The organism is Flavobacterium aquidurense (genome assembly GCF_001404985.1).
Taxonomy (GTDB): Bacteria; Bacteroidota; Bacteroidia; order Flavobacteriales; family Flavobacteriaceae; genus Flavobacterium; species Flavobacterium aquidurense_B.
The window spans coordinates 61,388-84,012 of sequence record NZ_JRLF01000008.1 but is presented as its reverse complement, the minus strand read 5'-3'; the positions used below and the strand labels follow the sequence as shown (position 1 = coordinate 84,012).

The 22,625-nt window shown below is 33.4% G+C and carries 4 protein-coding genes; all 4 read left to right on the top strand.

Annotation, left to right across the window (positions count from 1 at the left end):
- The first annotated feature begins 14 nt into the window (after positions 1 to 14).
- The 4 genes from RC62_RS05800 to RC62_RS05785 all read left to right on the top strand — a co-directional run bounded on the left by RC62_RS05800 (position 15) and on the right by RC62_RS05785 (position 22,617).
- A complete protein-coding gene (locus RC62_RS05800) occupies positions 15 to 4,733 on the top strand; it encodes a non-ribosomal peptide synthetase (RefSeq protein WP_055093504.1) in 4,719 nt (1,572 codons plus the stop codon).
- A gap of 2 nt (positions 4,734 to 4,735) precedes the next feature.
- Positions 4,736 to 5,725 (top strand): TauD/TfdA family dioxygenase, encoded by a 990-nt coding sequence (locus RC62_RS05795; protein WP_082421230.1) that lies wholly within the window; start codon positions 4,736 to 4,738, stop codon positions 5,723 to 5,725.
- A gap of 53 nt (positions 5,726 to 5,778) precedes the next feature.
- Complete coding sequence (locus RC62_RS05790) at positions 5,779 to 11,703, top strand: non-ribosomal peptide synthetase (protein ID WP_055093501.1); 5,925 nt, start codon at positions 5,779 to 5,781, stop codon at positions 11,701 to 11,703.
- A gap of 117 nt (positions 11,704 to 11,820) precedes the next feature.
- On the top strand, positions 11,821 to 22,617 hold the full coding sequence (locus RC62_RS05785) for a non-ribosomal peptide synthetase (RefSeq protein WP_055093499.1): 10,797 nt from the start codon (positions 11,821 to 11,823) through the stop codon (positions 22,615 to 22,617).
- Positions 22,618 to 22,625 lie beyond the last annotated feature (8 nt).

Genomic DNA, 22,625 nt, shown 5'->3' with positions numbered 1-22,625 from the left:
AATATAATAGATAAATGTTAGATTTTATAGAAGAATTAGAAAGTAAAAATATTAGGGTCTCATTAAAAGGCCAGGACCTCGAAATTAATTTCGACGGTGAGCTGGATAATGAAATTATAATAAGGCTAAAAGATAAAAAGCAGGAGTTGATACAATTCTTATCTGAAAATGCGATACAAAAAAACGGAATCGCAAAAGCAGAGGAAAAGGAAGACTATGCTGTATCTAATGCTCAAAAGAGATTGTGGATACAAAGTCAGCTTTCAGAATATTCAGCAGCATATAATTTGGTAAATCGTTCTGAAATTATAGGCGATTATGACCTGAAGCTCTTTGAAAAAGCATTACAGGAAGTAATCAGCCGCCATGAAATATTAAGAACAATATTTAAATTAAATAATGATGGAGAGATCAGACAGCTTATTCTAAAAGACACAAAACATTCTTTTAAAATTGACTGGAAGGATTTTAGTAATAAACCTGACGCTGATCATCTGGCTAATTTGTATATAGAAGAGGATAAAAGCAAAGCATTTGATCTTGAAAATGGTCCTTTATTTAGAATTGCTTTCCTGCAAATTGCCCAGGATCATTACGTAATTTATTCCTGTATGCATCACATCATTACTGATGGCTGGTCTTTTGATGTTTTGATTCAAGAAATATTTGCTTTTTATGAGGCTTTTAAGGCAGGAGTAAACTGTGAATTAGACGAATTGCGCATTCAATATAAGGATTATGCAGAATGGCAGGCAAAAAGCATTGTCAATGATGAGTACATCAGCTATAAGGAATATTGGATTAAAAAATTATCAGGTGAACTTCCGCAATTAGATTTACCAGGTGCTAAATCGCGTCCAAAATTTTTAAATCATAACGGACATCGGTTAAATTCATTTATTTCTCCTGAACTGACACAGCAGTTTAGAAAACTTTGCCATGATGAAGGAACCAGTTTGTATATGGGTCTTGTTGCTTTTTTAAACATTCTTTTATATAAATATACAGCGCAGCAAAACATACTTATAGGTACTCCGGTTGCAGGTAGGGAAGATTCAGATCTGGAAGGACAAATAGGATGTTTTGTCAATACAATTGTTTTGAAAAATACGGTAGATCCGGATACTGATTTTAAATCATTTCTTAACAGCGTTAAAGATTCTGTATTGTCGGATTTTTCTAATCAGATTTATCCTTTTGATTTATTGGTAGAAGCATTGCATTTGGATAAAAATTTAAACAGAAACCCAATTTTTGATATTGCAATAACAATGCTAAATACAGCACAAAAAGCGAAACAGTATGCATTGGAGTTTGATGATAAGATAATTAACGGAGGACAGGAAGCCAGCGTTTTTGATGTTGAATTTATATTTCAGGAAGTAAATGATTGTTTGTCTTTTTCAGTACGATACAATACTGATATCTACGAAAGTGCTGATATCGAAAGACTAATGCATCATTTCAGATCCCTTATGGAATCTGTTCTTGTTGATCCGTCGCTTCAAATAGACAGTATTAACTACCTGACTGACACAGAACGCCAGAAACTATTATTTGATTTTAATTCCACAGATACTGAGTATGCCCGTGAACAGACTGTTTTGGATTTGTTTGAAGCACAGGCAAAGAAAAGCCCCTGGCAGATTGCCCTAAAAGATGATGTGGTTAATTATTCTTATTTAGAGCTTGATATACTGTCCAATCAGATTGCGTCTTATATTATTTCAGAATTTGGGTCAGAGGATAAATCCTCAGTAGCAGTAATGCTGGAAAGATCTGCCAACATGGTGGCCTTATTATTGGGAATTTTAAAATCAGGCAGGTCCTATATTCCTTTGGACCCTAAATTTCCGGTAGACCGATTGAATTATATTTTGGCTAACAGTGAAGTAAAGTTACTGGTCAACCAGACCAGCATCAATCTTGATCTGGAAACAGAAAATGTTCAAAGCATTATCAATCTTGAAACGCTTTTAGCGCAGTGCAATACGCAAAACCAGGCGCATAAACCTGAGGTATTGGCAGATGATACTGCTTATGTAATTTACACTTCGGGTTCTACAGGTAATCCAAAAGGTGTAGAAATCGGGCACCGCTCACTGGTTAATTTTCTTTTAAGCATGAAGCAGAAACCCGGAATATCCAATCAGGATACTTTATTTTCTGTTACCACTTATTCGTTTGATATTTCGATACTGGAGTTCTTTTTGCCTTTAATCTCTGGTGCTACCTTGTATGTTGCCAGCCATGAAACGTTAATGGATTCCGGACTGATTATCGCAAAACTCGATGAAATTAATCCTTCGGTCCTGCAGGCCACGCCAAGTTTTTATCAGCTGTTGATCGAAGCGGGCTGGAAAGGGCTTCCGGGACTAAAAGTATTGTGCGGCGGGGAACAGCTCAATATGGCTTTGATAAAAAAACTAAAAAATCTTTGTGCCGAAATCTGGAATATGTACGGTCCTACCGAAACCACGATTTGGTCTACGGTTAAAAAAATAGGAGAAGAAAAAGAGGATAAAGTATCCAATATAGGTTCCCCAATCAACAATACGACCATTTATATTCTGGACCATACCCTGCAATTGGTTCCTGTAGGCCTTCCGGGCGCTATTTATATTGGTGGGGACGGACTGGCAAAAGGATATTTTAAGAATTCGGAATTAACAAACCAAAGATTTGTAAACAATCCATACAAGGAAAACACCCTGATGTATGAAACAGGTGATTTGGGCCGATGGCTTGCCGATGGCAGCATTGAGTTTTTGGGCAGAAACGATTTTCAGGTAAAAATCCGCGGTCACCGCATCGAGCTTGGTGATATCGAATCTGTACTGATCCATTTCTCCCCATCGCTGAGCCAGGTTGTAGTTGCAGCGCAGGAACAAAAAGGGGAAAAAGTACTGGTAGCGTATTATGTTTCCCAGGATAATATCGATAAATCAGACTTGAGGCAGTTTCTTCAAAAAGAGCTTCCGGAGTATATGATCCCTAATTTTTATGTGGCGCTTGACAAAGTGCCGCTGACCCCAAATGGCAAAGTAGACCGTAAGGCATTGCCTGGAATCTCAGAGTCGGATATTATCCGCAGGGCTTATGTTTCCCCTGTGAGCGATCATGAAATCAAACTGGCAGGGATCTGGCAGGATGTTTTAAAAGTAGACCAGGTAGGGATTACCGATAATTTTTTTGAACTCGGCGGCCACAGCCTTATCATGGTGCAGGTAATCAACCATATTTTTAAGGAACTGGGCAAAAGCCTTTCTTTCCGGGATTTCTTTTCCAATCCCACCATTGAGGGATTGTGCGGTAAATTGCAGGAATCGGGTTATGTACCCATCCCAAAAGCTGCAGCGGCAGTATCGTATCCGCTGACTTCTACTCAAAAACAATTGTGGATATTGAGTCAATTTGAAGGAGGTTCTGTTGCATATAATATACCCGTTGCCTTAAAAATTAGAGGAAACGTAGTTATCGATAAACTGGAAGAATCTTTTGGTTTATTAATGGAGCGACATGAAATACTGCGTACCTCATTTAATATAAACGAAAAAGGGATTGTAGAACAATCTGTTCAGGATAAAAATGCAGTTTGCTCTACAATCGAAAAAGTTGATTTTACACAAGAATTCGATATTGAATCTAAAGTTTTCGATTATGTAAACACCAAAAGCAATGAAGTTTTTGACTTGCAAACAGGAGTATTAATTAAGAATTCCTTACTGAAAATTGCAGCTGATGAATACGTTCTTTTCTTTTCGATGCATCATATTATAGGAGATGGAAGATCACTTGAAATTATAGTTAAGGATATATTACACTTTTATAATATGCTGACTAATAATACCGTAAATAAAATTGAGGATCTTAAAATTCAATATAAAGATTTTGTTTTATGGAAAAACAGCAAAGAAGAGGAGTACATAAATGCGAAGCAGTTCTGGTTAGAAAAATTTAGCGGAGAATTACCTGTTTTAAATATTGAAAGCAGTAAGAAAAGACCTTTAATTAAAACATTTAATGGCAGCAAAAAAGAAATTCAGTTTTCACACGAATTTACAACTGAATTAAAAGAGTTTTCAAAATCGAATGATGTGACCTTATTCATGACTTTGCTCTCTGGTATAAATGTTTTATTGTACACCTATTCTGAGCAGCACGACTTTATAATAGGGACGCCATTAGCAGGAAGAGACCATCCGGATTTAGAAAATTTAGTGGGATTGTTTTTAAATATTCTCCCTATCCGAACAACCATTGCGATTAACAGCACTTTTAATGATTTGCTTAAAAATCAAAAAAATAATTTACTGACTTCGTTTGAACATCAAAATTACCCATTAAACGATCTGATTGATGCATTACAGCTCACGAAAGATAACAGCAGGGCACCTTTATTTGATGTAATGATGAGCCTTAATGTTGCAAACAAAAATCTTGGTTATGAAGGATTTGATGCATTTGAAATAGAAGCTTTCGAATTTAAAAGAAAGGCATCCCAATTCGATCTCAATTTTGTTTTTAATGAATATGATAATCTGGAGTTAACCCTGGAATACAACACAGATATTTTTGAAGAATTTGAAATAGAAAGACTCTTCAAAGATTTCGAAAAAATAATGACACAAGTATTTAAGAACACAAATCTCACTATTAAAGAATTTAAACAATCAAATCAGGATATTAAAAAAAGGAATTTAAATAAGCTTTCTAATCTTTTAAAAAAATAATTATGATCAATAGAATTAACAAGTTGAAAAGTCAGGATATCAAAAAAATCAATTTAAATGAAGATGTTAAAACTTCATTTTTTGAAAATAAAAAATATCCTTTAGTGATTAGTCCGATTAATTCCGGATATAATTTAAAAAATTGGTTTCTGGAAAATGACGAATATTTTGAAAGTTCACTTTTAAAATATGGTTCCATATTATTCAGGGATTTTAAAATCAATTCAGTTGAAAAATTTCAAGATTTAATGGCAATGTTTCCAAAGGAACTTTTAGAATACAAGTTCAGATCTTCTCCAAGATTCGAATTAGGAGATAATGTATATGTATCGACTACTTACCCTGAAGATGAAAATATTAATATGCACAGCGAAAATTCGTATGCTATTAACCCGCCACATCGTATTGTTTTTTGTTGTGTAATCGCTTCAGAGTACAGAGGGGAGACTCCTATTGCAGACAACAGGCTTGTTTTGAGTTATATAAATGAAACGTTAAGAAATAAATTTAAAGAAAAAGGAGTACTGTACAGAAGAAATTTAAGCGGTGTACTGGGATTGTCATGGCAGGAAGTTTTTCAGACTTCAGATAAAATTCAGGTTCAGGAAGAGTGTTTGTCAAACGGAATTGATTTTACATGGGCAAATGAAAATGAACTGATATTGACATGGAAAAAAGACGCCATTTGCGAACATCCGGTAACAAAAGAACTTGTATGGTTCAACCACGGCGTATTTTTTAATAAACACATGCTACATGAAGATTTTTTAAGATCAATTAATTCTGATGACGAATTGCCTAATAATACTTTTTTTGGGGACGGTTCAGAAATATCCAAAGATGAAATCGAAGAGTTAAAAGCGGCTTACCAAAAATCGATAGTAGAGTTTCAATGGGAAAGTGGAGACGTATTGTTTTTAGACAATTATCTTTTTTCACATGGAAGAAACCCATACAAAGGAGAACGAAAAATTATTGTTTCAATTTCTTAAGAGTGACGCACCCCTATTATAGCAAGATGTAAAATTTTAAAAGCATAAAAATTATGAATATAAATGATAGTATTGGAGGTTATGAATTATCAGAAAATCAGAAGAATTTGTGGTATGTAGCTAAAAACAGCCCGGAAGTTTTTTACAATCAAATAATCTTAGACATTAAAAATGATTTGTCTATTGAAGATTTTCTTAATGCATTTACCATTGTTAAAAATAGTAACAATATTTTAGTATTCAAGTTAATTCATAATTTGAATTTTCATAATCCTTTTCAGATCGAGTCTGCCAATGCTGCAACAGACTGGAATGAAATTGAATTAATGAATCCTGATTTTATCACAAATGAAATCAATGATGCTTTAAGATATACATACGATCCTTCTAAAAATAATCCAATTAGATTTTGTTTTGTAAAAGAGTCAGGAAAAGTAAAACACATTGCTGTAAGAGTATATTCTTTATGGGGTGATATTAACAGCTGCCACAATTTGTGCAAACAAATATTCGACACAATTGTATCAGGACAAAATCATGGTAGTGACGAGGAAAAAATTGATTATATAAATTTTAGCGCCTGGCAAAATGACCTGATCACGCAGCCGGAAAGGGAAGCAAGTGTATTCTGGAAAAATTATAACTATCAGTTAACGGAGAGTTTAGTGCCATTTTTTAAATCTCAAAAAGGGTTTACACCTAAAAAGAGACAAGTTAGTTTTATTGATGGAGAAAATTATGCTGAAATTAAGAAGTTTTGTGCTGATAATGATTGTGATATCAAATCTCTATTTCTTTTTCACTATATAAATTATTTGCACTTATTTTCTGAAAATGAGGTAACAATTGGTGTCTCTAATTTTAAAAGAGAATATAAAGAACTTGATGACACCATTGGGTTAGTATCTAAAAACATTCCGTTAAATATTAAGAATCTGAATAAGTTAGGTATTATTGAGGCACTATATTATATAGAATCTCAAGTTAATATCGTAGAAGAATGGTCTGATTTTTTTACAATAGGAAGAGAAAAATCAGATGATTCATCAAAAGACCTTTATTTTAATTATTGCTTCGAGTATATCGATTTAAAATCAGACAACGAAAAGTTTTCAAATGAATTTAAAGTTGCGGACTTGTTTTCTGTTCAGGACTTATTTGACATAAAAATTTCGTGTATTGATTCCGGAAGCTCCTTCTCTGTAGCATTTTATTACAACGAAAAAAACTTGACCCAGACTGATATTGATGTTCTTTCAGATCAGCTTCAGATCAGTTTTAATGAGTTACTGGTTATGGATAAAAAAAATAAATTAGGTGCAATTGAAAAACAGATCATAAAAGAGGCCAATGCAACTGCGAAAAAATTTCCGAAATATAACTCAATTATAGCATTAATTGAGGAGCAAAGTTGTTTTTTTCCTGCAAGTATAGCGTTGTTTACGAATGAAAAAGAACTGACCTATTTAGAGTTGAGCAATAAATCAGACCAGTTTAAAAATTATCTGATTGAAAAATATAACATTAAAAAGGGAGACGCAGTATGTGTTGTAGGTGAAGGTACAGAATGGTTTATAATCGCTATTCTGGGTATAATGAAAGCAGGAGCCTATTATATTCCTATTGATAGAAAATATCCAAAAGACAGGATACATCATATCATTACTGAGTCTAATTGCAGGGTTTTAGTTGGTGAAGAGAATGCACTAAACAACCATGACGGAAATACAGTTCAGGTAATTAATCCTTTAGAGGAAGAAATTTATAGTGTAGAGAGAAAAAATCATGAGATTGATATCCATGCACACGATTTCGCCTATTGTATCTACACTTCCGGATCTACCGGTAAGCCAAAGGGCTGTGCTATTAGTCATGCCAGTTTATTAAATTACATTCAATGGTCTAATGAATTTTATTTTGAGAATCCCGATGTTGGAAATTGGGGACTGATTACATCAATTTCTTTTGATTTAACGATTACTGCCATATTTACAAGCTTGTCAAGAGGCAAGAAACTATGGTTGGGTAATTTTGACAAAAGCATCATTGAATTGTTAACGGAAACCTTTAATAATCCAAAAATAGATACTGTAAAGTTGACTCCTGCGCATGTTTCTTTATTGAAAGAATTAGACATTAAAAATTCATCCATAAAAAAAATTATTTGTGGCGGAGAGCAATTGCTAAAGTATCAGATAGACATATTAAAAGACATCAATAAAAATATCTGTATTTATAATGAATATGGCCCTACAGAATCAACTGTTGGCTGTATTGTTAAAGAAATTAAACAAGACGATAAAACTATTTTAATTGGAAAACCAATTGCGAACACATCCATTTACATATTAGACAAAAATCAGTCTTACTGTCCTATCGGAGTTAAGGGAGAAGTATATATAGCGGGTTCAGGATTGGCATCAAGCTATCTCAATCGCCCAGATCTTACAGCAGAAAAATTTATTAATAATCCTTTTGCAAACGGAGAGCTTTTATATAAATCAGGAGATTTGGCCTGCTGGCTGCCAGATGGCAATATCGAATATTTTGGAAGGCTGGATGATCAGGTCAAAATAAGAGGCCACAGAATAGAATTGGGAGAAATAGAACAGCTAATATCCAGCTATGGTACTATTAGTCAGTCTGTAGTAACGGTAAAGGAAAACGACAACGAAAAATATCTTGTTGCCTATTATGTTTCAGGTGATGAAATTGATAAAAAAGCCCTTAAAAATAGTTTAAGCAAGATTTTGCCAGAATATATGGTTCCCGGTTATTATATTCAGTTGCCGTCTATGCCACTGACTTCTAATGGAAAAATTGATAAAAAAATACTGGCAGAAGTTGTAGAAAAAGATCTTATCAAAGAAGAATATGTTTCTCCAAGAACAAAAGAAGAAGAACTATTAGTTTCAGTTTGTCTGGATGTGTTAAAACACGATCGCATTAGCGTGAAAGACAATTTCTATAATTATGGAGGAGATTCGATTAAATCTATCCAAATTGTTTCGAGATTAAAACAACTGGGTTATAGTTTAAAAGTAGATCAGATTTTAAGAAATCCAATACTGGAAGATTTAGCCAGATTAATAAAATCGAATACCATTGTCGTAGATCAATCTGAGGTAAAAGGAGATGTAGCATTAAGCCCAATTCAAAATTATTTCTTTCAGAATTCAACTATTATCAATAAAAACCATTACAATCAATCTGTGCTGTTAAAAAGCAAGGTTGCTGTAAATCAGGAAATTTTAGAGCACTGTATCTCAACCTTAATATTGCATCATGATGCTTTAAGAATGCAGTATAGTTTTATAAATGACCAATGGCTGCAATACAATAATGATGCTTCCGGAAAGCATTATAAAATTAATTTTTATGACCTGACAGAAGATCCTGATGAATTAGCATCTTTAAATAGAATTGGAGAAGAATTACAGTCCGGTTTTGATATTGGTTCAGGCGTATTGGTTCATGTTGGACATTTTAGACTTAAAGACGGAGACCGTTTAGCTCTAATTATTCACCACTTGGTTATTGATGGTATTTCGTGGCGCATTTTCTTAGAAGATTTGTCGACTTTATACGAGTCAATCTCCTCTAATAACGAAAAAAAATTGCCATTAAAAACAGATTCTTTTCAACGTTGGACTGCTTCGCAACTGGAGTACGCCAAGAGTGAAAAAGTAAAAAAAGAGCGTGTTTACTGGGAGAATGTTTCCAGCGAAATCATTCCATTATTGCCAACAGATTATAACGAAGAACCAAAAAAATACAAGCTCGACGAGTTGATCAATTTGGTATTAGATGCACCCCTGACAGAGAAATTACAGACACAGGTACATCATATATACAATACAGAGATTAATGATATCCTGCTAACAGGTCTTGCAATGGCAATTCGCGATGTATTTGAAATTGAAAAAACTGCCGTGAGAATGGAAGGTCACGGAAGAGAAGAAATAATAGAAGGAATCGATATTGGCAGAACAATAGGATGGTTTACCAGCGTATATCCTGTTATTCTTGATTTGTCAGGATCAAAAGGCTACGAAATAGTATCGATTAAAGAATCATTGCGTAAAATACCAGGCAAAGGTATTGGTTATGGGATTTTGAATTATCTGGATAAACCCTTTTCAAACAAATTAAAACCAAGTATTGAATTTAATTATTTAGGAGATTTTGGTCATGAGACTGAAGCAAATAAAGAGCCTTTGTTTAAATTTTCATCAGAAAATGCAGGAGCATCCGTGGCTTCGGTAAATGGTAAAGGCGAAATTTTGCTGGATGTTTCAGGAATAATGATTTCGGGCGAACTTCATATGTCAATTCGCTATTCAGGCAAGTCATTTAATAGAGAAACTATAGAAAAATTAGCTAACGCTTACAAACAAAACCTTCAAAATCTTATCGGGGAACTGTCCGGTAAAAAACAAAATTACCTAACACCATCTGACCTGACATACAAAAAAATCCAATACTCAGATCTTGCCGATTTAAGCCATTACAATACAGTAGAAGACATTTATGAATTATCTCCCTTACAACAAGGAATGTATTACCATTGGTTATTAGATAAAAAAGATCTTTTGTACTACAATCAAGTGTCGTACAGACTATATTTTGCAGATTTCAACAGTGAAAATGTAAAAACAGCATTTGAGCAGCTAATAGCCAGACACGCGGTATTAAGAACAAGCTTTACCAATAAATTAGGGGAAGAAATGCTTCAGATAGTGCATAAAAAAGTGACAGCAAATTTCAAATTTGAGCAACTTAATGCCGATGAAAATGCTATTGAAGAGAAATTGAATCAAATAAAACAAACCAATAAAACAAACTTATTTGATTTTGAAGAACCATCTCTAATAAGATTAAATGTCATAGAAGTAAAAGATGGTGAATATGAATTTATCTGGAACTATCATCACATATTACTGGACGGCTGGTGTACCAGCATATTAATCAATGACTTTAGTAATCTGTTGTCTGCATTACAGCACAATACAAAAGTAACATTACAAAGACCAGTAGGATATTCTAAATACATCGAATGGCTGTCAAAACTGGACAAAGGGGCTTCATTGAAATACTGGAGAAATTATTTAGAAGGATTTAATGAGGCAACACAGCTTCCTTTTAATAAAAATGGCGATGGTTATGCGTTGATTACCAAAGAGTTTTTTATTGAAAATGATTTATGGCAAAAAATAAATTCGATATGCAATGAAACAGATATAACTAACAGCACATTTTTTCAAGGCGTTTGGGGCTATATGTTATCCAGAATAAACGATACAAACGATGTCATATTTGGCGCTATTGTTTCAGGCAGACCGGCAGAATTAAATGGGGTAGAAACTATTGTAGGGTTATTTAGCAATACAATTCCGGTACGTGTTAGATACGGAAGCAAGGAAACACCAAAAGAATTATTAAAAAGACTTCAAAACGATAACATAGACAGTACAGCACACCATTTTTTAAATATATCCGAAGTGCAGACGCAAAGCACGTTAAATAAAAACCTGATCAATACGATCATGATTTTTGAAAATTATGTGGTACACGATTTAAACCTGGACGAAAATTTAGATATGGGAAAAATAGGTCAGATTGATTTAAACCTCCAGACTAATTTTGATTTCAATTTTGAAGTCGTACCATCAGAGTCAAATTTCAAAATAAAATTCGATTACAATCAAAATAAATTCGATCAGCAGATTATTCAGGACTTAGTAGACTACTTGAAATTTACTTTAGAATTGTTTGCAGTCGAATGCAATACAGAGTTCGATCTTTTATCGCTTCGATTTGAAAACAAAAAGAAAATTTTAATAGAACAAACTGTAAAAACTTTCAATAATACAGTACAGGCATTTGCCAAAATCGAAGAAAATACAATTGAAGCCGGACTTTCGAAAGAAAAAATAATTGGAAATAACCTTAATAAACTCTCAAAATTTTTAAAGTAAGATTGGCAAAATCACGGCATTTGCAATACTCGAAAAAAAGAGCAGAGAAGCGATTCGAAATAACAAAACATACTTAAAACCAATTTAAAGAATTAAAACTTTTAACAAAATCAAATCATGGGAATTAATAGCAATATTGAAGGATACGAATTATCAGAAAACCAAAAAAACTTGTGGGGTTTAGGCAATATCGGGCAATACTTTAATCAAATTAAAATTGAATTAAAATTTGATATCGCACAAGATAAACTACTGCAATATATTGAGAAAGTGGTCAGTAAAAATGAAATTCTGCACTACAAAATGATGTTAAGTAATGGATTTACTTATCCAATTCAAATTGATGCTGCTGATACTAAAACAGAGTGGTCAGAGATCGATTTAGATGCCAATTATACAGATGCGACACTTGATGAAAAATTAAATTATACTTATGATCCTTTAAACAATCAGCCTTTGCGTTTTTGTTTTGCAAAAGAATCAGGTAAAATCAAATTTATTTATATCAGATTTTATTCTCTCTGGAGCGATTCTTATAGTCCATTATTGTTTTGTGAATATTTACTGGATGAAATTAATGCCCAAAATAATCCTGAAAATAAAGAAGACACACAGACTGAAAAAATTGAATATTCTGGATTTAGTTCCTGGCAGAACGAATTAATCAGTGAACCAGAACCAGAAGCGGTAGATTTTTGGAAAAACTACGCCGCAGATTTCGGAAATAAAACAATTCCGTTTAACGATTTTACAAACTCTTTTACAGCAGCAAAAAGACAAGTGTATAACATCGAAAAAGCAGACTATAACAGTTTAAAAACGTACTGTGAAAAAAATGATGTTAAAGTAGAAACCGTATTGTTATATAATTACTTAAAATATCTAATGCTGTTTGCAGAAGATGAAGTAAGCATTGGATATATTCCGTTTGAAAGAAAATATAAAGAATTAGCCAACACTTTTGGGTATGTAAATAACATTATTCCTTTTAAATTCAACAACAATAGTGAATTATCTATAAAAGAAACAGTGGATACTATTGCGGCTGAACTGAATAATGTAAGCGACTGGTCGGATTTTTTTACAATTGACAGAGAAAATAAAATAAAAAACAGTAGCGATTTTTATTTTAAATACTGTTTTGAATATATCGACTTATCAAAAGAGGTCTTGCAAAATACTATTTTTGAGATTAAGGACCTTACTCTTATCCAGGATTCTTTTGATTTGAAATTATCATGCACAGACAATGGCAATAGTATAGCTGTAGAAGTATATTTTAACGAAGAAGCGTTTGGAACAGATGCAAAAGATATTGTAGCAGAACAACTTAAAAATGTATTTACAGCGCTTACAGAACCTGATACGGCTGATAGTAGGATTAGTGAACTGGAAAACAAGATTATTACTCAATCGAATACTACCCAAAATTACTTTCCTGAATATGATTCAGTTATCGCATTATTTGAGGCTCAGGTCAACGCTAATCCGGAGCATATTGCCTTATTAAATGATGATTTTAAAATTAATTATCAAGAACTAAACGAAAAAGCCAATCACTTAAAGAATTACTTAACGGAGCGTTATGATATACAACCAGGTGATGCTGTAAGTTACCTTGGTAATGCCACAGATTGGTATGTAATAAGTGTTTTGGCAATTTTAAAAGCAGGAGCATATTTCATTCCTATAGATACCAATTATCCTAACGAACGCATTAATTATATCTTGCAGGAGTCAACCTGTAAAGTTTTAATATGTGATCCTAATCTAACTATTGACTTTGATTTAGCAAATTATAATGTTTTGACTCCTTCTTTTGATGAGATTGCAAAATCGAACAATACAGATCAAAAAATTGAATATAATAAAAATGATGTAGCCTATTGTATCTACACTTCCGGTTCAACAGGAAACCCAAAAGGATGTACCATAAGCCAGTCTAACCTGCTTAATTATGTGCAATGGTGCGATACATTTTATTTTGAAAATGCCCAAGTAGGAAACTGGGGATTATTTACCTCAATTTCATTCGATCTTTCTATAACAGCCTTGTTTCTAAGTCTGATAAGAGGAAAGAAACTTTGGATTTCAAACTTTGATAAAGAAATCAATGTATTGCTTAAAGAATCCTTTAACAATCCTCAAATTGATACTTTAAAAATTACACCAGCCCATATTTCCCTTTTAAAAGATGTGGAAATAAAAAATACAACTATTAAAAAAATTATTTGTGGAGGAGAAAAGCTGCTTCATTATCACATTCAGATTCTTAAAAACATACGAGAAGATATTGAAATTTATAATGAATACGGACCTACAGAATGTACTGTAGGATGTATTGTAAGTCAGGTAATGAACAGCGATTCAAAAGTACTTGTAGGAAAACCAATCGCTAATACTGAGATTTACATCTTAAATAAAGATTCAAAACCTTGTCATATTGGTGAAGTAGGTGAAATTTTTGTAGGCGGATCAGGGGTTTCAGTCGGCTATTTGAACCGATCAGATTTAACATCTGAAAAGTTTATTGCAAATCCGTTTGACAATACTCAAAAACTATATACGACAGGCGATTTAGCTTGTTGGCTTCCTGATGGAAATATAGAATACCTGGGTAGAAAAGACCATCAGGTTAAAATTAGAGGGTACAGAATTGAGCTGGAAGAAATTGAAAAAGCAATCCTGCAATTTTCTACTGATATTGCTCAGGTTGTAGTCGATGCCAAAGAAATGAACGACGATAAGATACTTATTGCTTACCTGGTTTGTAATAAAATTATAGATAAAACAAAGCTGAGTCATTTTTTAAAAGAAAAACTTCCGGCTTACATGAATCCGGGTTTTATCGTGAATATCGATAAAATACCTCTTACGTCTAATGGAAAAATCGATAGAAAATTACTTCCTAATGTAAGCGTTCAAAACTTTTTGAGAGCAGAATATGTTGCACCGCAAAACGAAATACAACGTCAGGTTGCAGAAATCTGGCAGGATCTCTTAAAAATTGAAAAAATTGGAATCAATGATAATTTCATTGAATTAGGCGGACATAGTTTAGTAGCAGTTCAGGTTTTTAACAGGATTTATAAAGAACTGGGGAAAACCATTTCCCTGCGATTATTTTTTGAGAACCCAACCATAAAAAAGTTGGTTGATCAGTTAAAAGAAAATGAATTCTTTTCAATAGAAAAAACAAGCGAACAGGATTCTTATCCGTTAACGGCTTCACAAAACCGATTTTGGATTTTAAGTCAGTTTGAAGAAGCTTCTTTAGCCTATAACATGCAGACCATATTGAAATTTAAAGGTACTATCAATATTGCAAAATTTGAAGATGCATTTACTAATTTAATCAACAGACATGAGAACTTAAGAACTTCTTTCAGAGCTTTAAAAAATGGTGAGGTTCGTCAAATAATAACACCAATAGAAGATGTTGAATTTAAAATGCAATTTTTAGATTTTAGTCATACTGACTTAACCGATAAGGCTGTAGACGAATATTTTGAAAAAGAAAACAGTAAACCGTTTGAACTGGAAAATTCGCCTTTGCTCCGTACCACTTTAATAAAAACGCAAGACGAAGAATATGTATTTTCAATAGCGCTTCCTCACATTATTGGAGATGGATGGTCGATGGAAATACTTGCAGTAGAAGTTGTTAAGATATATAACGCTTTGATTCAGGACAAAGATATTGACTTACCGCAATTAAATATTCAATATAAAGATTATGCAGTCTGGTTAAACCAAGAAGTTAAAAAAGATAAATACAAAATTTCTGGAGATTACTGGCTGAACCAGTTTAGTGGAGATCTTCCGGTTGTGAACCTGCCAAGCGTTAAAAAACGCCCGCTGATAAAAACATACAATGGAGATTATCAGGTACATGAATTTTCGAATGCCTTTTTAGAGAAATTAAATATTTTTTCAAAAGAAAACGATGTAACGCTATTTATGACATTGATGTCTGTTATAAACACATTGCTGCATAAATACACTGGAAACGAAGATATAATTGTAGGTTCGCCAATTGCAGGCAGGGAACATCCGGATTTAGAAAATCAGGTGGGGTTATATCTTAACACTCTTGCATTAAGAACAAAAGTAGAAAAAGATACCGATTTTATGGCGTTGTTGCATCATGAAAAAGAAGTTTTACTTCAGGCTTTCGAGCATCAAAATTATCCTTTTGATGAGTTGATTGACCAGTTAAATTTTAAAAGAGATATCAGCAGATCAGTACTTTTTGATATCATTGTGACTTTACAAAGCCAGGAAAAATTAAACAATTTCGAAAAAGAAGATATTTTAGATCTTGAAGTTCATTCCTATAACTACAAAAACACTACTTCTAAATTTGATATAGAATTTAATTTTATAGAATCAGATGCTTTGACTTTAGGCATTAAGTATAATACTGATGTTTATGATTTGGCTTTTATCGAGAAAATATTTGTTCATTTTGAGCATTTATCGTCAGCGTTGATTGCTGCCCCATCAAAAAAGATTTCGGAAATTAATTATCTGAGTGATACAGAAAAAGCAGAGTTACTGTTAGATTTTAATCCTGTTGCAGTTTCGTATCCAAAAGATCAAACTTTTTTGGACTTGTTTGAAGAGCAATTGTCAAAAACACCGGATGCAGTTGCACTGGTTTATGAAGAATTGAGTTTTACCTATAAGGAATTAAACGAGCGATCCAATCAGCTTGCAGACAGCTTACAACAGGATTACGCCATTAAAAAAGGAGATCCTGTTGGAGTTTTATTGAGCCGTACAGAATGGGTTATGATTTCGATATTGGGAATCTTAAAAGCGGGAGGTGTTTATGTGCCTATTGAGCCACAATTGCCTAATCATAGAAAAGCCTTTGTTGCAGAAGATACCGGACTGAATTTATTGATAACGGAAACTTTTTACCTTTTTGATATTGATTTTTATAATAAGGATGTGCTGGCTGTCGATGTAGAATTTGAGCCTTTGAACTATAATAAAGATTTTAAAAGAGTAGCCCTTGATACACAGGATCTGGCTTATATCATTTATACTTCAGGGTCTACAGGTAATCCAAAAGGGGTTATGATTAATCACGAATCATTGTTTAATTATCTTTTCTGGTCCAGATCACGTTATTTGGATAATGATTTGGCAAACACCAATTTCGGATTATTTACCTCTTTGTCTTTTGACCTTACCATTACCAGTTTGTTTTTACCGATAATCAGTGGAGGAAGCCTTAATGTTTTTAATTCGAGCGAAAATATATCAGATGTTTTAAGAACATATTTTGAAAGTGATATTTCATGTGTCAAGCTAACTCCTGCGCACATTAGTGTACTGGAAAGCCTGGGTCTTGCCTCGAGCAAAGTAGAAGTTGCCATTGTTGGTGGCGAAGCTTTAGGAAACAACCACGTTGCTATTTTAAGACGTTTGAACCCATCAATGAAAATCTATAACGAATATGGCCCTACAGAAGCGACTGTTGGCTGTATAGTTTATGAAATAAAAGCTGAAGAGGATCCTATCCTGATAGGCACACCAATATCTAATTTTGAGATTTATATTCTTGACCCGGCACTGGAGTTAGTTGGCGTGGGCATAGTGGGAGAGATTTACATTTCCGGTACAGGTCTTTCAGCCGGATACCTTAACCGTGCAGAGCTAACGGCTGAAAAGTTTATCGCCAACCCGTTTAAAGCCGGAGAACGCATGTACAAGACAGGCGATTTGGCAAGATGGCTTTCTGATGGGAATATAGATTATAAAGGCAGAGAAGACGATCAGGTAAAAATTAAGGGGTATCGAATAGAACTGGGAGAAATAGAATCTGTGATGGCTGGTTTCTCGCAGGATATTACTCAGGCTGTAGTGAAAATTAGTGAATATAACGGCGAAAAATATATTGTTGCCTATTATGTTTCAGAGAAAAAAATAGATAAAAAAGTACTTCAAAATAGTCTGAATAAAATTTTACCAGATTATATGCTTCCGGGTTTTTACGTTCAATTGGACTTTATTCCATTAACATCAAATGGAAAAATTGACCATAAACTTTTGCCTGACGTAGCCGAAAAAGACTTAATTAAAGAAGAATATGTAGCGCCAACAACGAAAGAAGAAGAACTTTTAGTGGCTATATGGTCTGAAGTATTAAAATATGATGCCGTTAGTATAAAAGAGAGTTTTTATAATTTGGGTGGTGATTCTATCAAATCAATTTTAGTAGTTTCAAGATTAAAGCAAATGGGATATACACTAAAAGTAGATCAAATTTTGCGAAACCCTATCCTTGAAGACCTGGCAAAATTGGTTAAATCTAATTTTAATATTGTCGATCAGTCTGAAATAACAGGAGAAGTGCAGCTAACGCCAATTCAATATTACTTTTTTGAAAGTGATGCCATTTCTAATAAAAATCATTACAATCAATCTGTTTTATTAAAAAGTAAATCAACCATAGATCCTTTAGTACTAAACCGTAGTATCAAAACATTAGTGGTACACCATGATGCGTTAAGAATGGGATTTAAATTTGAAAATAATGCCTGGTCGCAATATAATCATGATACTGCAGAGGAACATTACAAAATCAATTTTTATGATTTAACACATGAGGCGGATCAATCAGAGGCGTTGAACCAATTAGGATCAAAATTGCAATCTGGGTTTGATATAAATTCCGGAATATTATTTCAAATAGGGCATTTTAGAATGTCTGATGGTGATCGTTTGGCATTAATAGTTCATCACTTGGTTATTGATGGTGTGTCATGGCGTATTCTTTTAGAAGATTTGTCGAATTTGTACAGCTCTTTTTTAAAAAATGACAAAAGCAACCTGCCATTAAAAACAGATTCATTTCAGCTTTGGGCATCCCGTCAGGCAGAATATGCCAAGACCGAAAAAATTCAGCAAACCAGACTGTATTGGGAAGAAATCAGTAAGGAAGAAATTGCTTTATTGCCTACGGATTATGTAGAACAGAATAATACTTTAAAAACAGAAAAATCTAACGGATTTGTATTGGATCAAAGCCTGACTCAAAAATTACAAACTAAGGTTCATGATGTTTATAACACTGAAATCAATGACATATTACTTACTGGTCTTGGACTGGCAATACGAGATGTTTTTGGGGTTGAAAAAAGTGTTGTTAAAATGGAAGGGCACGGAAGAGAAGAAATAATCGACGGAATAGATATAGGACGAACAGTTGGTTGGTTTACAAGTGTTTATCCGTTTATTTTAGATGTTTCACAATCTGATGGAAATGCATTAGTAACAGTAAAAGAATCTTTACGTAAAATACCTAACAAAGGTATCGATTACGGTATTTTAAATTACCTCGACAAACGATTTACAAATGATCTGGCACCAAGTATTCAGTTTAATTATCTTGGGGATTTTGGAAACAATGTAGGCGGTGATAAAGAAGAAGCATTATTCGAATTTTCATCAGAAAATATAGGACGATCCATAGATCCTGCAAATAACAACAGTACCATTTTGCTAAATGTATCCGGAATAATGGTTTCAGGTCAGTTAAGCATGTCAATTCGATATTCAGATACTTTATTTAATGATGAAACCATAGAAAATCTGGTAGTGTCTTATCAAAATCAGCTTGAAAATCTAATAGATGCATTAGCTGCAGAAAAGAAAAATTATTTAACACCATCCGATTTAACGTATAAAAACATTACCTATACAGCACTAACTGCTCTAAATGAAGATAATAATGTAGAAGATATCTACACTTTATCTCCTTTACAGCAAGGAATGTATTACCATTGGTTACTCGATAAGTCAAGTCCTGCTTATTTTGAGCAATTTGCCTACACAATCAATACAGATGGTTTAGATATCAATTCAGTTAAGCAGGCTTATGATGCCTTAATTTCAAGATATTCTATTTTGCGAACAAGATTCACCAATACTATAGGAGGTGTTCCTTTGCAAATAGTTTACAAGAACATTCAAAGTAATTTCTCTTATCAAGAAATGTCTGAAAATGATACCATCGAACAGTATATCGATAAAGTAAAAGAACAAGATAAGACTAAAGGGTTTGATTTTGAAAACCCCTCTCAAATGCGATTAACTGTTGTAGGATTAACTGCTGAAAAATTCGTATTTATCTGGAGTCATCATCATATCTTAATGGATGGCTGGTGCATGAGTATTCTTGTGAATGATTTTTACAGTATTTTGACGTCTATCAACACCGGGCAGCCAGGCAATCTATCAAAACCGGTTAAATATTCAGAATATATCAGCTGGCTTTCAGATATAGATAAAAATGTTTCATTGAACTATTGGAAAAATTATCTGCACGGCATAGAGTCTTCTACCCATATTCCTTTTAAAAGAAAAAAACAACTGGCAGGGAATGCTAAACTAACAAAAGAATCTTTCCAGATCGAAGGTGATTTATTTGATAAGTTAAAAAATCTATGCCAGGAAATAGAAATAACGCCAAGTACATTTATGCAGGGAGTCTGGGGGTATTTACTTTCAAGATATAATAACACACAAGATGCCGTTTTTGGCTCAATAGTTTCAGGAAGACCGGGAGAACTTTCTGGTGTCGAAAATATGGTGGGACTTTTTATCAATACGATTCCTGTTCGTGTACAATATGACAAAGGTGATAGCCCTAAAGCGTTTTTAAAGAAACTTCATACTGAAACCCTGAAAAGTACTGCGCACCACTATATAAATTTATCCGAGGTGCAGGCTCAAAGTATTCCGGGAATGGAACTCATTAATAACTTAATGGTATTCGAAAATTACCTGATACAAGAAGCAGTAAAGGAAGAAATAGATGAGTTGTACAGCCAGAAAGAACAAAAATTAACGATCGAGGAAATTAATGTTTTTGAGCAGACTAATTATGATTTTAGTACAATTATTGCGCCTTCTGCGTCAGCATTTAAAGTTGAATTCAGATATAACCCAAATGTATTTGATGCAGGGCTTATAAAAAATCTTTCGGCTCATTTTTCAGGCTTGGTAGCACAATTTTGCTCTGACTCAGAAATTAAGCTAAGTCATATTGATTATATAACGAAAGAGGAGAAGACAGAACTGATTGAAGATTTTAATAATGGAGATCATTTTTTAACCAATAAATCGCTTGTAGATTTATTTGCAGACCAACTGGCGCGAACTCCGGATAATATTGCTGTTTTTTATGATAATAAAGAGTTGACATATAAAGAATTAGATACCGTTTCTAGCCAATTGTCCAACATTTTAACAAACAAATTTAGTATTATTAAGGGAGAGCCGGTTGGTGTACAGTTAAATCGAAGCCAATGGTCAATTATTTCTATTCTTGCGATATTAAAAGCAGGTGGCGTATATGTACCTATTGATTTTGAATTACCAGACGACCGCAAAAGATTTATAATTGAAGATACCCAGTTAAAATTATTGATTTCTGAGGATTCCTGCGCTTTAGAATTAGAGTATTATACAGGAAATATATTCTTAATCGACCACAACTATTGGGATTTAGCAGCAGCGGCTCCAGCTGAAAAGGTAGCTATATCGCCGGACGATTTAGCGTATGTAATTTATACATCAGGTTCTACAGGTCAGCCAAAAGGCGTAATGGTACAGCATTCAGGTGTAGTAAATACGATTCTTTCCCTGATTGATGCTTTAGAAATCAAAGAAGCAAAAAGAAGTTTGCAATATCTGTCATTTTCATTTGATGCTTCTATTTCTGAAATTTTTGTTGCATTGTTATCCGGATGCAGTTTATACGTTATTGGCGAAGAAAAACGAAAAGATACGGCTTTGTTGGGTGATTATATCATAGAAAATGAAATTGAACTGGCAACATTACCTGCTGCTATATTTAAAATAATTGATATCAATTCGCTAAAAGGATTAAGTACTTTAATTACAGGAGGTGAATCACCAAATATTGAAAAAATCAATCAGTTTCTGCAATACGGTACTTATCATAACGAATACGGACCAACAGAAACAAGTATTTGTGCCACAATTTATAAAAAAGAAAAAGGGAGTAAGCACACGACGAACAATGTACCAATAGGAAAACCTTTGTCGAATGTTGATATCTACATCATGGATGATTTGCAACAGTTACAACCTAAGGAAATTGTAGGCGAAATTTGTATAGGAGGCAAGGGATTAGCTAAGGGATATCTGAATCAAATTGGGTTAACAGCAGAAAAATTTATTTCGAACCCTTTCAAAAAAGGAGAAAAAATATATAAAACAGGAGATTTAGGCAAATGGCTGTCTGATGGCACTGTAGAATTTTTAGGAAGAATAGATGATCAGTTGAAAATTAGAGGGCACCGAATTGAACTTGGCGAAATTGAATCTGTATTAGCGGCTTTTTCTAATGAATTGGTAAAAGTTGTTGTAGAGGCAAAAGAGCAAAAAGGAGAAAAAGTACTTGTTGCTTATTATGTGAGTACTGAAGACATTAATAAAAGGGAATTAAGAGCCTATCTTCAAAACAAATTGCCTTTGCACATGGTCCCTAATTATTATGTTGAAGTAGAGAACATTCCGCTGACCACAAATGGAAAAGTAGACCGAAAATCATTGCCTGAAGTATCTGATGCTGATATGATTCGAAGAGAATATATTGCTCCTTCCAATGATATAGAAAGAGTACTTTCAAAAATCTGGCAGGATGTTTTACAAGTAAAAACAATAAGCATAACAGATAATTTCTTTGAATTGGGAGGTCATAGTATTAAAGCCATTGCTATCATCTCAGAAATACAAAAGGAGTTTGATTTAAAAATCAAAATAGCCGATTTATTCCAACATTCAACAATTCAGGAACTATCAGATGAAATTGAGAAAAATTTTCAGGAATCTAACCTTCACAGAGAGATTGTTGACAAGATAACTATTTAGTAAAAAAA